Source organism: Dactylosporangium roseum, from assembly GCF_025264685.1.
In the GTDB taxonomy this organism is placed as follows: domain Bacteria; phylum Actinomycetota; class Actinomycetes; order Mycobacteriales; family Micromonosporaceae; genus Dactylosporangium; species Dactylosporangium roseum.
Window position 1 is genome coordinate 6,439,528 of sequence record NZ_CP073721.1, and the last position, 13,614, is coordinate 6,453,141.

Consider the following 13,614-nt stretch of genomic DNA (forward strand, 5'->3'; position numbering starts at 1 on the left):
TCTCAGCTCGAGGACCGCTTGGTGCGGTCGGTGTCGAACGGGTGGGTCGTCGTCGCGTAGCCGTTGTTCGGGAAGCCCAACTGTGCGAGCGCCTCGGGCGTGCTCCGACCGGCCGTGCGCAGCTCCAGGTACTGCTGGTACTGCGCCGGCGTGACGACCCGCATCTCGAAGTTCATCATCGAGTGATACGTGCCGCACAGCTCCGCGCACCGGCCGACGTACGCGCCCTGCGCGTTGTCCTTGAGCCGGATCTCGAACTTGTTCTCCACACCGGGGATGACGTCCCGCTTGAACAGGATGTCCGGCACCCAGAACGAGTGGATGACGTCTTTCGAGTTCTCCCTGAACTGCACCGACTTGCCCGCCGGCAGCACCAGGATCGGGATGTAGTCGTCGGCGCCGACCTCGGTGATCGGGTTGCCGGCCGGCCCCTTGCTGTCGCTGTGGACGAACTGCCAGTTCCACTTCGAGGCGATCACCTCGACGCGGACGTCCGGGTTCTTCGACAGGCGGTCCACGTCGGTCTGGATGATCGCGGTGTAAAAGAACAGCACGGCGATGACCACGAACGGCGCCACCGTGTAGAGGATCTCGAACGGCATGTTGTAGCGCGTCTGCGGCGGCAGCTCGTCGCCCCGCTTCCGGTAGCGCACCACGCACCAGAAGATCAGGCCCCAGACGAAGACGCCGACGGCGAGCGCCGCGACGACCGACCCGATCCACAGGTCATACATCCGGTCACCCTGCTCGGTGATGCCCTTCGGCCATCCGAACCCGTGGAACGTGTCCTCGATGGAGCAACCGGCGAGCAGGGTCGTCACCCCGACGGCCGAGACGGCGAGCCCAACGGCGCGCGCGGGGCTCAAACCTCTTGAGACCACCTGCTCCTGCCTCCTTAGCAGCGCCGTGCGGCGGGTCCCGGAGCTTCTTCCGGTAGCTTCGCACGGCAAGCCTCACCAACGCTGGCGAGCGTACTCGACCATGTGCGGTCCGCCCGGCTTGGGGTGGCCGTGTCCGGCTCGCGATACCGTTGCGCGCGTGGGCGTCTACTTCGACTCAGCCACCGCCACACCCCCGCATCCCGTTGCGCGGCAAGCGTTTCTGGCCGCGGCGGACGAGGGATGGGCCGATCCGGGCAAGCTCTACACGCAGGCCCGCAGGGCGCGGCAACTCCTCGACGCCGCTCGCGAGGCGACCGCCGCGATCCTGGCCGTGCGCCCTGATGAGCTGCATTTCACCGCCGGCGGCGCCGACGCGGTGCGGCACGCCGTCGCCGGCACCCGCCGGGCCCGCGGGCGGCGGCTCGTCGTACATTCCGCCGTGGAGCATTCCGCCCTCATCGAGGCGGCCGGCGACGACGCCGTCGGCGTGCCGGTGTCGGTGACCGGACGCGTCGACCTCGAGGCCCTGCGAACCGCGGTGAATTCGCCGGAAGTGGCCATGGCGGCGGTTCAGAGCGCGAATCATGAGGTTGGGACGGTCCAGCCCGTGGAGGCCGCCGCCGGGCTCTGCGCCGAGGCGGGGGTGCCGCTGCTGGTCGACGCCGCCCAGTCGATCGGCCGGATGGCGCTGCCCACGGGCTGGTCCCTCCTGGCCGGCAGCGCCCGCAAGTGGGGCGGGCCGGCCGGTGTCGGCGTGCTCGCCGCGCGCAAGGGCACCCGCTGGGAGCCGGTGTGGGACGGCCCGGTCGACGTGCCGGCGATCGTGGCCGCGGCCGCGTCGCTGCGAGCGGTCATCGACGAGGCGGCGGTCGAGTCGGCCCGGCAGCGCGCCCTGGTCGACGAGATCCGCCGGACCGTGGCGGCGACCGTGCCGGACGTGGAGGTGGTCGGCGAGCCGGACGAGCGGCTGCCGCACATCGTCACGTTCTCCTGTCTCTACGTCGACGGCGAGGTGCTGCTGCACGCCCTCGACCGGGCCGGCTTCGCCGTGTCGTCGGGCTCGGCGTGCACCGCCGACACGCTCCGGCCCTCGCACGTCCTGGCCGCGATGGGCGTGCTCACCCACGGCAACGTCCGGGTGTCGCTGCACCGCGACGTGTCGGGCGAGGACGTGCGCCGGTTCCTCGCCGTGTTGCCGTCGGTCGTCGGGTCGGCGCGGGCGGAGGCGGGGGTGGCGGGCCTGTGAGGCTCGTCGTCGACGCGCGCGGCAAGCGCTGCCCGCTGCCGGTCATCATGCTGGCGAAGCTGGCCGGCGGGCAGCCACCCGGCACGGTGATCGAGGTGCTGGCCGACGACCCGGCGGCGGCCGTCGACATCCCGGCGTGGTGCCGGATGCGCGGTCACACGTTCGTGTCGACCGACGGAGACCGGCACACCGTCCGCCTGCGCGATCACGAGTAGCGCGGTCGGGCGGCTCGGCCACGGTCTCATGATCGCGCAGTCGAGCCCAACGACTCGGTGCCAACTCGGGCAATCCAGACAATTCGGGCGCGGGCCGTCGCCGCCGGGCGCACCGGTCGGCGCGCGTTCCGCCGCAATCCGCCGCCAGGCTGCCACGCCGCCGCAATCCGCCGCCAGGCCGCTCGATCCCATGATCATGGGAAAGATGTGGCTGCCCCGATAGCCACATCCTTCCCATGATCATGGAGTCGCCCGGACCGGAACGCGCCGTCCCGGGTCCAGCGGCGATCATGAGCGACAGCCACCGCCCGCACGACTGTGCGTCACCGTCCCGTAGCGCAACACCGGGGTGGACGGACGACCGCACGGCCGAACTTCGCAGCCTTGCCTGATCATGGAGTCGCCGGAACGCGCCGCCCGGGTCCGGCGGCGACCGCCCGGACCCGGCGGAGAGCGAGCCGGTCGTCAGGCGGGCAGGTGTGCCCGGATCTCCTCGGCGGCCAGGTCACCGTACGACTCGGAGATGCGCTTGGTGAACTCGTCGGCCACGACGGAGTACTCCTGGGGGCCGACCGTCTCCAGGACGAGCGCCGCGATCATCGAGCCGACCTGGGCGGCCCGCTCCAGGCTCAGGCCCCACGACAGGGCGGCGAAGAAGCCGGCACGGAAGCCGTCGCCGACGCCGGTCGGGTCGTAGGCCTGGACGCCCTTGATCACCGGCACGGTGATCTCGCCGTCGACCTCCCGGCCCCGGATGACGACGCCGTCCTTGCCCAGCGTGGTGACCAGGATGCCGACCTGGTCGAGCAGCGCCTGGGTGGTGAGGCCGGCCTTCGACTCGAGCAGCTCCTTCTCGTAGTCGTTGGTGAGCAGGTAGGCCGCGCCGCCGACGAGCTTGCGGATCTCCTCGCCGGACATGCGGGCGATCTGCTGGGAGAAGTCGGCGGCGAACGGGATGCCCAGCTCACGGGCCTCCTCGGTGTGCCGGACCATGGCGACCGGGTCGTTGGCGCTGACCAGCAGCAGGTCGACGCCGCCGATCCGCTGGTGGACGGGGTGCAGCTCGATGTTGCGGGACTCGGACATGGCGCCCGCGTAGAAGGAGGCGATCTGGTTCATGTCGTCGTCGGTGGTGCACACGAACCGGGCGGTGTGGGCGATCTCGCTCATGTAGACCGAGTCGCAGTCGACCCCGTGCCGGGTCAGCCAGCTACGGTAGTCGGCGAAGTCCGCGCCGACCGCGCCGACCAGGATCGGGCGCAGGCCCAGCAGACCCATGCCGAAGGCGATGTTTCCGGCGACGCCACCCCGCCGGACGGTGAGGTCGTCCACCAGGAACGACAGCGACACCTTGTGCAGTTGGTCGGCCAGGAGCTGCTCGGCGAAGCGGCCCGGGAAGTGCATCAGGTGATCGGTCGCGATCGAGCCGGTGACGACGATCTTCATGAAAACCTCTGGGAGTCGGGGCGACAGGAACGACAGCCCAGACAGCCTACCGATGCCCGACACACAAAAGCCGCCCCCCGTTCATCCCGGGGAGCGGCTCGCGTGATGAGTCCTGATCGAACTCCCGGTGCCTAGTGGAACGAGTCGCCGCAGGCGCACGAGCCCTGCGCGTTGGGGTTGTCGATGGTGAAGCCCTGGGCGTCGATGCGGTCGGCGAAGTCGATCGTCGCACCGGTGAGGTATGGCACGCTCATGCGGTCCACGACGACCTCGAAGCCGTCGTAGGTGCTGACCTTGTCCCCGTCGAGCGAACGCTCGTCGAAGAACAACTGGTAGCGCAGGCCGGAACAACCGCCGGGCTGCACCGCGACGCGCAGCCGGAGGTCGTCACGGCCCTCCTGCTCGAGCAGGCCCTTCACCTTGAGGGCGGCATCCGTGGTGAGGCCGATGCCGGCCGGGTTGTCCGTCTGAACGGGCTCGGCAAGCTGCGAAGCGGTCACGATCAAAGCTCCCTGCGGTGATGTCTACAGTTCCACCGGTGCCAACACCGCGACTCCCGATGGCATTCCCTCCTCATAGTGACACGGTTTCTGCTAGCGGCTCCACTGCCTGGCCAGGCGTCCGCCGAGCGCACGCAGGCCGTCGGCGGGTCGGGAGAGCGCTTCCTCGACGCTCTGGAAGTGCTCGACCAGTGAGTGGGACTCGGTGACGCCGATCGAGGCGGCCTCCCGGCGGCCCGCGGCGATCCGGCCGGCGACGACCACGCAGGGCACGCCGCGGTCTCGTGCGGCGCTCGCCACACCCGCCACGACCTTCCCGCGCAGCGACTGCTCGTCGAACGAACCCTCGCCGGTGACGACCAGGCCGGCCGCATCCAGTTCCCCGTCCAGGCGGGTGAGCCGCCGGACCAGCCCGATGCCCGACTCGATCCGCCCGCCCATCGCCAGCAGCGCGGCGCCCAGGCCGCCGGCCGCACCCGCGCCGGGCAGGTCGGCGAGGCCATCGGGGGCGGTCGGCAGCGCGGCCAGCACACCCGCGAAGCGGCTCAGCGCGCCGTCGAGCAGGAACACGTCCTCCCGGCCGGCGCCCTTCTGCGGGCCGAAGATGGCGCTGGCGCCGTGCAGGCCGATCAGCGGGTTGTCGACGTCGGTCGCGGCGATCAGCACGGCGTCACGCAGCCGGGGCACGCCGCCCAGCGCCGCGCAGGCGGCCAGCGCCGCGCCGCCGTAGGGCAGGGCGTACCCGGCCCCGTCCAGCGGCGCCGCGCCGAGTGCGGCCAGCAGGCCGGCGCCGGCGTCGTTCGTACCGCTGCCGCCGAGACCGACCACGACGGTGCGCGCGCCGGCCTCCACCGCGGCGAGCAGCAGCGTGCCCAGGCCGAAGCTGGTGGTGTGTTTCGGATCACGTTCGCCCGGGGCGAGCAGGTGCAGGCCGCACGCCTCCGCACTCTCCACGTAGGCGGTGTCGCCGTCGAGCAGCACGTGGCCCTCGACCGGCCGGCCCAGCGGGTCGGTGGTCGGGACGGTGAGCAGCTCGGCCGACGGCAGCGCGGCGGCCAGCACCGCCAGGAACCCCGGCCCGCCGTCCGACAGCGGCCGCAGTACCACCGAATCGTCCGGCTTCACGGCGCGCCACCCCTCGGCGAACGCCTCCGCGGCCGAGACCGCCGAAATGGTGCCGGCGAATTTATCGGGGCAGACCAGGACACGCATCCGGCCATTGTGCACGTCACAATGCCCGCCGTTACCGGGCATGGGACCATCGAGGGGTGACCTGGGTCGAACCTTCGCCAACCGCCACCGCGTTGCTGCTGCTCGGCCGCGGCGCCGACCCCGACACCGAGAAGGGTGTCGAGTGCCCCGGCGACCTGCCCGCACCGAGCGACCCCGGCCTGGTCGAGCGCGCCGCGCGGGCCAAGGCCGCCCTCGGTGACCGCGTCTTCGTGCTGGGCCACCACTACCAGCGCGACGAGGTCATCCAGTTCGCCGACGTGACCGGCGATTCCTTCAAGCTCGCACGCGAGGCCGCCGCCCGGCCCGGCGCCGAGTTCATCGTGTTCTGCGGCGTGCACTTCATGGCCGAGAGCGCCGACATCCTGACCTCCGACAGCCAGCGGGTCGTGCTGCCCGACCTGGCCGCCGGCTGCTCCATGGCCGACATGGCCGCCCTGGTGCAGGTGGAGAAGGCCTGGGACCGGTTCGCGGAGCTCGGGATCGCCGGGGAGATCGTGCCGGTGACGTACATGAACTCGTCCGCCGACATCAAGGGCTTCGTCGGGCGCAACGACGGTGTGGTCTGCACCTCGTCCAACGCGGAGACCGCCCTGCGCTGGTCGTTCGAGCAGGGCACCAAGGTCTTCTTCCTGCCCGACCAGCACCTCGGGCGCAACACCGCGGTGCTCAAGATGGGCATGTCGCTCGACGACTGTGTGCTCTACGACCCGCACAAGCCGGGCGGCGGCCTCACCGACGGGCAACTGCGCGGGGCGAAGATGATCCTCTGGCGCGGGCACTGCTCGGTGCACGGCCGGTTCACCCTCGACAGCGTCCACGACGTGCGCGAGCGGGTGCCCGGGGTCAACGTGCTGGTCCACCCCGAGTGCAAGCACGAGGTCGTCACGGCCGCCGACCACGTGGGCTCCACGGAGTACATCATCAAGACGATCGAGGCGGCCCCGGCCGGCAGCGCGTGGGCCGTCGGCACCGAGCTCAACCTGGTCCGCCGCCTGGCGAACGCCCACCCCGACAAGCAGATCATGTTCCTGGACCGCAACGTCTGCTACTGCTCAACGATGAACCGCATCGACCTGCCCCACCTGGTGTGGGCGCTCGAGGAGCTCGCCGCCGGCCGGGTGCCGAACCAGATCACGGTCGACGCGGAGACCGCCCACCACGCGCGGGTGGCGCTCGACCGGATGCTCGCCCTGCCGTAAAGCACCGTCACCACCGGATCGCCGCCCGCGTGAGCCTCGTCGCTTCCGCGGGCGGTTCATTCCGCGGGTCATGCCGCCGTGAGGAGACGCTCCGTCACCCTGTGTGGTGATCCCTGTCGGAGTCCTGTCTTCGTGCCATCCCCGGCGTGCGGACCGCTTCGCCATGCAGTACATGTGGATATGCTGCGCGGCGATGCAGTGCGTCCCGCACCTCGGCCTCACGCTGCGTCAGCATCTGCTTCCTTTGTTCCTGCCTGCAGGAGGGGTTCCGTGACCAACTACGACGTCGGCGACGTCCTCACCGTCCACGGCGGCACGCCGCTGAACGGTGAGCTGCGCGTGCGCGGTGCCAAGAACCTCGTCTCCAAGGCGATGGTCGCCGCGCTGCTCGGCGAGACCCCGAGCCGGCTCTACGACGTCCCCGCGATCCGCGACGTCGAGGTGGTCACCGGCCTGCTCGAGCTCCACGGCGTCCGGGTCACCCGGGGCGCCCTCGACGGCGAGCTCGTCTTCGACCCGTCCAACGTCGAGTCGGCCAACGTCGACGAGATCAACGTCCACGCCGGCTCCAGCCGCATCCCGATCCTGTTCTGCGGGCCACTGCTGCACCGGCTCGGCCACGCGTTCATCCCCGACCTGGGCGGCTGCAACATCGGCGGCCGGCCGATCGACTTCCACATCCAGGCGCTGCGCGAGTTCGGCGCCGTGGTGGACAAGTCCGAGAAGGGCATGGACATCACCGCCCCCGACGGGTTGCACGGCGCCAAGCTGGAGCTGCCCTACCCCAGCGTGGGCGCCACCGAGCAGATCCTGTTGACCGCGGTGCGGGCCGAGGGCGTCACCGAGCTGCGCAACGCGGCCGTCGAGCCGGAGATCATCGACCTGATCTGCGTGCTGCAGAAGATGGGCGCGATCATCAAGGTGCACACCGACCGGGTCATCGAGATCCAGGGTGTGCCCCGCCTGACCGGCTACAGCCACCGGCCGATCCCCGACCGGATCGAGGCGGCGAGCTGGGCCGCCGCCGCCCTGGCCACCCGCGGCGACGTGTTCGTCAAGGGTGCCCGGCAGGCCGACATGATGACGTTTCTCAACCTGTTCACCTCGGTCGGCGGCGCGTTCGAGATCGACGACACCCCGGGCGAGGGCGGCATCCGGTTCTGGCACCCGGGCGGCGAGCTCAAGGCCGTCGCCATGGAGACCGACGTCCACCCCGGCTTCATGACCGACTGGCAGCAGCCGATGGTCGTGGCGCTGACGCAGGCTCGCGGCCTGTCGATCGTCCACGAGACGGTCTACGAGCGGCGGCTCGGCTACACCGCCGCGCTCAACCAGATGGGCGCCACCATCCAGACGTACCGGGAGTGTCTGGGCGGCACCCCCTGCCGCTTCGGCCGGCGCAACTTCATGCACTCCGCCGTGATCGCCGGCCCGGCGAAGCTGCACGCCGCCGACCTGGTGATCCCCGACCTGCGGGCCGGGTTCAGTCACCTGATCGCGGCGCTCGCCGCCGAGGGCACCTCCCGGGTCTACGGCGTGAAGCTCATCCAGCGCGGCTACGAGAACTTCGAGGGCAAGCTCAACGGCCTCGGCGCCCACGTCGAGCTCGGCTGACACCCGCTCCGGGCGGCGCCACGATCGACGTGGCGCCGCTCCGCGGGCGGCGCTGCTGTTCATGCCCCGAGTGGGCTACCCTTCACGGCGTGCCGTCGCTGTTTCGCCGAAAGTCGGAAGACCCCGACACCGTAGCCGTGCCCGCCGCCGAGGACACCGAATCCGAGATCGCCGCAAGGGGGCACACCCCGTCGAAGCGCGAGCTCGGCAAGGTCACCCCGAAGCGGGTCGTCGCCGGTCGCCGAGCCGCCGAGCCGCCGGCGGCCAACCGGCGCGAGGCGGCCAAGCGCATGCGCGAGCGGATGCGGGCCGAGCGGCTCGAGGCGCGCGAGGGCATGGCCAACGGCGAAGAGCGCTATCTGCTGGCCCGCGACAAGGGCCCGGTCCGGCGGCTCGTGCGCGACATCGTCGACTCGCGGCGCACGATCGGCACCTGGTTCTTCGGCACCACCTTCCTCGTGATGCTCGTGGGCTTCAACCGCAACCTCAACCCGAGCATCTACTTCGCGGCCAACGCGCTCTTCGGCGTCATGTTCATCGCCACGGCGATCGACAGCTACCTGCTCTCCCGCACCGTGAAGCGGCTGATCAAGGAGCGGTTCCCGGACACCACCGAGAAGCTCGGCCGGCTGTACTTCTACGCGATCATGCGGGGCATCTCCTTCCGCTTCATCCGCAACCCCAAGCCTCAGGTCAAGGTCGGCACCGCCATCTGAGACACGATTCGGCGGCGCCACGCCCCGCGACGGTGGCGTCGGGAGGGTCGGAGGCCGTACCCTCCCTTCGCGACCGGTCCACAGTGCATCGAGCGCGCTCGCGGCGAGCGCCGGTGCATGAGGGGTGCCGGAGTGGGGCGAGGAGAGCGAAGCTGTGAGCGACGAGTACCCGGGAGCAGAGCCGGGAACCGCCGCGCCCACCTGGGCGGCCGTGCCTACCGTGTCGTGGAACCGCATCCCGGAGCAACGCCGCGAGGAGCCGGACCCGTCCGCCGGTCGGCGGCCCCGCGGGCCACAGCAGCCTCACGAGCAGCACCCGCCGCACGACCACCCGCAGGGCGGTCGTCGCGCGCCGTATCAGCGTGGTTACGAGGAGCAGGGCCTTCCCGGTTACGGAGCTCCTCAGCCGGGCCGCCCGCCGCAGGAATACCCGCAGGGTGGTCCCGCTCGGCAGGGCGGCCATCCGGCGCAGGGCCACCCCCAGCAGGGCTACCCGCAGGGCGGCCGCCCGCCGCAGGGTGCCGCCTACGGCCGCCCGCAGAGCCGCGCCCTGGACGGCCCGACCGATGAGGTGCCCCGGGTGCCGCGCGCCATGCGTGGCGCCGCCGGCAACCCTCCCCCGCCCCAGGCACGGCCGGCGGGCCGCGCCTCGGTGGGCGCGCCGCCGCCCGGCCGCAACCCGAACGTCCACGGCGGCCCGGCCAGCCACGGCGGCCCGGCCAGCCACGGCGAGCCGCCGCCCGGCCGCAATCCGGCGACGTACGGCAGCCCCGCCGGCAGCCCCGCCGTCCACGGCGGACGCGGCGGCCAGCACCACGCCGACCCGCGCGGTGGTCAGCCACCCCCCGAAGCGCGGGGCGGGCGGCAGCAGGTGGCCGACCCGGCGCTCAACGCCTGGGGCCCGGCCCGGCCGACCGCGCCCCCGGCGGACGCCCCCGTGAGCAGCGCACCTGCGACGGAGCCGTTCAGCGCCTGGCATCGGAACCGGCCCGTCGAGCCCACCATGCCCGCGGAAGCCCCGATCTCCGCCGCGCCCGTTTCCGCCGCGCCCGTCTCGTCCGCACCTGTGTCGTCCGCGCCCGTCTCGGCGGCACCCGTCTCCGCCGCGCCGGTCTCGTCCGCCCCGGTCTCCGCCGCACCCGCCGGCCCCGCGCCCCATGATCATGTGCCTGCCGGGCTCCCGTCCGCCGCCGCGGACACGTCGGCCGTCGCGCAGGGCACGGCCATGGGGAGCTACCGCTCGGCGGCGCTCACCGGCGCGGGCGTCGACGGGCTCCAGGCGACCGGATACCTGCCGATCGTCCGGCCCGGCGCCGACGGGTTCCCGCCCGAGCTGGCCGCGATCGCACCGCAGTCGCCGCCCGGGCCCCGCGCGGCGGAGCCGGCCGAGCCGGCCGGACCCGACCCGGAGCAGATCCTGGCCTCGTACGTGTGGCGCTTCGACCCCGACACCCTCCGCGAGCAGATCGAGGGTGCGGAGATCGACAAGCTCAACGAGGTCCGCGACCAGCTCACCGCCAAGCTCAACGGCGTCGCCGACAATCCGACCCGGGCCCGGCTGCTCAGCCTGCGCGCCGTCGTCTCACGGATCCTCAACGACCTGCCCAAGGCGTTCGCCGACGGCAAGCTCGCGCTCGCGCACGCCGAGGCGACCGGCGAGCTGCGGCGGATCGCCATCGCGCAGGCCCGGCTGGCGCACGTGCTGCAGTGGCGGGAGGAGTTCGAGGAGGCCGACCGGCTGTTCACGCTGGCGAACTCGTCCGAGCTGCCCGACCGGCTGCGCGCCACGATGCACCAGCACGCCGGCAAGTGCGCGTACGACCAGGGCCGCTACATGGAGGCGTGCAACCATTTCGAGCGGGCGCTCGACCTGCGCAAGGAGGAGGACCCGGAGCTCATCGCGCAGACCGAGCTGGCGCTCGACGCGGTCTTCCGGCGGGTCGCCGAGAAGGGCTGGGGCCCGTATCCGCGGACCCGCGACGAGACCCTCCAGATCCGCAAACCGCCCTCCCCCGCGTTCGACGAGCAGACCCAGCGGTGGGGCTACATCGAGCGCGACGGCAACTTCGTCATCGGCCCGGGGTACCTCGACGTGCAGCCGTTCCGCGACGGCGTCGCCTGGGTGCAGCGGCAGGGGTCGGAGAACTGGGAGCTGATCGACGACACCGGCCGGGTGCTCATCGAGCCGCCCGCCGGTTACATCGGCGTCGGCAGCTTCTCCGACGGCATCGCGTGGGTGTCGCGCGACGGTACGACCCGGTGGATCGCCATCGACAAGGCCAACACGGTCCTGATCTCGACCGGCTACGACGACGTGCGGCCGTTCCGCCGGGGCGTCGCGGCGGTGCGGCGCGGCCCGCACTGGGGTGCCGTGGACGGGGTCGGGCGGGTCGTGGTCTCGTTCCAGTACGACGGCTTCGCGACCGCGCTGCTCGACGGCCGATACATCGACGGCTTCAGTGACGAAGGTCTCGCCGTCGTGTCGCTGGACGGCCGGAAGGGCGTGGTCGACCGGTCCGGGCGGGTGCTCGTACCACCGATCCATCACACGCTGATGATTCACCCGGTGGCGTTCCTGATCGCCGACGACGCCCAGCGCTGGGGTGCGCTGGACCGGCGGGGACGGACGGTCATCGAGGCGACGTTCCCCAGCCGCACCGGGGTCACCGACGAGATCGACCGGCTGCTGGCCGACACCCGCCCGGTGATGTAAGGAGCGGCGATAGGGTCGGAGTCATGGAATTTCGACACCTCGGCCGCTCGGGACTGCTCGTCAGCGAGATCTCCTACGGCAACTGGATCACCCACGGTTCGCAGGTCGAGGCCGATCAGGCCACCGCCTGCGTGCACGCGGCCCTCGACCTCGGCATCACCACGTTCGACACCGCCGACGTCTACGCCGGCACCAAGGCCGAGGTGGTGCTCGGCGAGGCACTGAAAGGGCAGCGTCGCGAGGGCCTGGAGATCTTTACCAAGGTGTTCTGGCCGACCGGCCCGGGCCGCAACGACCGCGGCCTGTCCCGCAAGCACATCATGGAGTCGATCAACGGGTCGCTGCGCCGCCTGCGGACCGACTACGTCGACCTCTACCAGGCCCACCGGTACGACTACGCCACCCCGCTCGAGGAGACGATGGAGGCGTTCGCCGACGTCGTGCGCAGCGGCAAGGCGCTCTACGTCGGCGTGTCCGAGTGGAAGGCGGAGGAGATCCGCGCGGCCCACGCGCTGGCCCGCGAGCTGAAGATCCCGCTGGTCTCCAACCAGCCGCAGTACTCGGCGCTCTACCGGGTCATCGAGGCCGAGGTCGTGCCCGCGTCGGAGGAGCTCGGCATCGGCCAGATCGTCTGGTCGCCGCTCGCCCAGGGTGTGCTGACCGGCAAGTACCTGCCGGGCCAGCCGCCGCCGGCGGGGTCCCGCGCGACGGACGAGAAGTCGGGCGCCGGCTTCATCGCGCGGCTGCTGACCGACGAGGTGCTCACCGCGGTACAGCGGCTCAAGCCCCTCGCGGAGCAGGCCGGCCTGACGATGGCCCAGCTCGGCGTGGCGTGGGTGCTGCAGAACCCCAACGTGTCGTCGGCGATCGTCGGCGCGACGCGCCCCGAGCAGCTCCAGGACAACGTGAAGGCGTCCGGCGTGCAGCTCGACGCCGAGCTGCTGAAGCGGATCGACGAGGTGCTGGCCCCGGTCGTGGTCAGCGACCCGGCGCTCACCCAGAGCCCGGCGCAGCGGCCGTAGCGCTGGTGGAAGGGGCCGGCCGGGCCGGCCCCTTCTCAGAAGGACCAGAACTTGAAGAAGCCGTAGCCCAGGCTGACGTAGTCCGCGGGCATGCCCAGCAGGTCGCCGATCGACTGGACGCCGCCGAAGAACCAGGTGTTGATCATCGGCGACCAGAGCAGCGCGATGAGCAGGAGCATGCCGTAGGGCGCCACGTGGTTGAAGCCGCGCTGCCACTGCGGGGACAGCCACGGGTAGAGCAGGTTGCCGCCGTCGACGCCCGGCATCGGCACGAAGTTGAGCACGCTCGCGGTCAGTTGGAGGAACGCCAGGAACGCCAGCGCCGCCCAGAACTCGAGGTGGCTGCTCTCGGCCACGCCGAGGCTGAACGGCAGGACCAGCACGACGGCCAGGACCAGGTTGGTCGCCGGGCCGGCGAAGCTGATCAGGCTGTCGACGAACCGGCCGCGCACCGCCGAGTGGTTGACCCACACCGCGCCGCCGGGCAGGCCGATCCCGCCGAGGAGCACGAACACCAGCGGCAGCACGATCGACAGCAGCGGATGCGTGTACTTCAGCGGGTCGAGCGTCAGGTAACCGCGGTGGGCGATGTCGTGGTCGCCGCCCTTGAACGCGACGACCGCGTGGGCGTATTCGTGCAGGCACAGTGAGATGGTCCAGCCGGCCGCGACGAACACAAACACGTTGATCTTGAGATTGCCGAACCCGGCCCAGGTCATCCAGCCGGTGATGACGAACAGCGCGACCAGCCCGAGGAAGATCGGACTGGGGCGGAACGCCTCACGCGGCAGCCGTGCGACCCGGTCGGTATATCGACCGTACGACACGT

General features: G+C 71.5%; 12 protein-coding genes. 7 read left to right on the top strand and 5 right to left on the bottom strand.

All coding sequences use genetic code 11. The features are described 5' to 3' along the window. Positions 1-2: 2 nt before the first annotated feature. Positions 3-881 carry an aa3-type cytochrome oxidase subunit II gene (gene ctaC, locus Drose_RS30185; protein ID WP_390891251.1) on the bottom strand — a complete coding sequence of 293 codons (879 nt, stop codon included), beginning with the start codon at positions 879-881 and terminating at the stop codon, positions 3-5. Between the two features lie 100 nt (positions 882-981). Between ctaC and Drose_RS30190 the strand changes: the two genes are divergently transcribed. Together Drose_RS30190 and Drose_RS30195 are read left to right on the top strand one after the other, a co-directional pair. After that, on the top strand, positions 982-2,127 hold the full coding sequence (locus tag Drose_RS30190) for a cysteine desulfurase family protein (RefSeq protein ID WP_260724668.1): 1,146 nt from the start codon (positions 982-984) through the stop codon (positions 2,125-2,127). Between the two features lie 47 nt (positions 2,128-2,174). After that, entirely contained in the window at positions 2,175-2,342 is a 168-nt protein-coding gene (locus Drose_RS30195) for a sulfurtransferase TusA family protein (protein ID WP_260729865.1), read from the top strand. A gap of 465 nt (positions 2,343-2,807) precedes the next feature. On the opposite strand, the gene Drose_RS30200 is transcribed toward Drose_RS30195, so the two are convergent. The 3 genes from Drose_RS30200 to Drose_RS30210 all read right to left on the bottom strand — a co-directional run bounded on the left by Drose_RS30200 (position 2,808) and on the right by Drose_RS30210 (position 5,500). After that, positions 2,808-3,788, bottom strand: a complete 981-nt coding sequence (locus Drose_RS30200; protein WP_260724669.1) for a carbohydrate kinase family protein — start codon at positions 3,786-3,788, stop codon at positions 2,808-2,810. 131 nt (positions 3,789-3,919) lie between these two features. Next, entirely contained in the window at positions 3,920-4,288 is a 369-nt protein-coding gene (locus Drose_RS30205) for a HesB/IscA family protein (protein ID WP_390891252.1), read from the bottom strand. Between the two features lie 93 nt (positions 4,289-4,381). Next, positions 4,382-5,500: a glycerate kinase family protein gene (locus tag Drose_RS30210; RefSeq protein WP_260724670.1), complete on the bottom strand. Its 1,119-nt coding sequence runs from the start codon at positions 5,498-5,500 to the stop codon at positions 4,382-4,384. A 56-nt stretch (positions 5,501-5,556) separates the two neighbouring features. On the opposite strand from Drose_RS30210, the gene nadA reads away from it, so the two are divergent. From nadA to Drose_RS30235, 5 genes are all read left to right on the top strand, one after another. Continuing rightward, entirely contained in the window at positions 5,557-6,720 is a 1,164-nt protein-coding gene (nadA, locus tag Drose_RS30215) for a quinolinate synthase NadA (RefSeq protein ID WP_260724671.1), read from the top strand. Between the two features lie 270 nt (positions 6,721-6,990). Then, the gene (murA, locus tag Drose_RS30220) at positions 6,991-8,334 is read left to right on the top strand and encodes a UDP-N-acetylglucosamine 1-carboxyvinyltransferase (RefSeq protein WP_260724672.1); all 1,344 of its coding nucleotides are present in this window, start codon (positions 6,991-6,993) and stop codon (positions 8,332-8,334) included. 89 nt (positions 8,335-8,423) lie between these two features. Then, entirely contained in the window at positions 8,424-9,050 is a 627-nt protein-coding gene (locus tag Drose_RS30225) for a DUF3043 domain-containing protein (protein WP_260724673.1), read from the top strand. A 154-nt stretch (positions 9,051-9,204) separates the two neighbouring features. Further along, complete coding sequence (locus Drose_RS38860; protein WP_313899950.1) at positions 9,205-11,763, top strand: WG repeat-containing protein; 2,559 nt, start codon at positions 9,205-9,207, stop codon at positions 11,761-11,763. Positions 11,764-11,786: 23 nt separating this feature from the next. After that, the gene (locus Drose_RS30235; protein ID WP_260724674.1) at positions 11,787-12,785 is read left to right on the top strand and encodes an aldo/keto reductase family protein; all 999 of its coding nucleotides are present in this window, start codon (positions 11,787-11,789) and stop codon (positions 12,783-12,785) included. A gap of 35 nt (positions 12,786-12,820) precedes the next feature. On the opposite strand, the gene Drose_RS30240 is transcribed toward Drose_RS30235, so the two are convergent. Then, on the bottom strand, positions 12,821-13,612 hold the full coding sequence (locus Drose_RS30240; protein ID WP_260724675.1) for a site-2 protease family protein: 792 nt from the start codon (positions 13,610-13,612) through the stop codon (positions 12,821-12,823). Positions 13,613-13,614: the final 2 nt, after the last annotated feature.

Excerpts from the sequence above, each read along its gene's own strand:
- Drose_RS30190 (WP_260724668.1), top strand. The coding sequence starts at position 982 with ATGTGCGGTCCGCCCGGCTTGGGGTGGCCGTGTCCGGCTCGCGATACC.
- Drose_RS30195 (WP_260729865.1), top strand. The coding sequence starts at position 2,175 with ATGCTGGCGAAGCTGGCCGGCGGGCAGCCACCCGGCACGGTGATCGAG.
- Drose_RS30200 (WP_260724669.1), bottom strand. The coding sequence starts at position 3,788 with ATGAAGATCGTCGTCACCGGCTCGATCGCGACCGATCACCTGATGCAC.
- Drose_RS30210 (WP_260724670.1), bottom strand. The coding sequence starts at position 5,500 with ATGCGTGTCCTGGTCTGCCCCGATAAATTCGCCGGCACCATTTCGGCG.
- Drose_RS30235 (WP_260724674.1), top strand. The coding sequence starts at position 11,787 with ATGGAATTTCGACACCTCGGCCGCTCGGGACTGCTCGTCAGCGAGATC.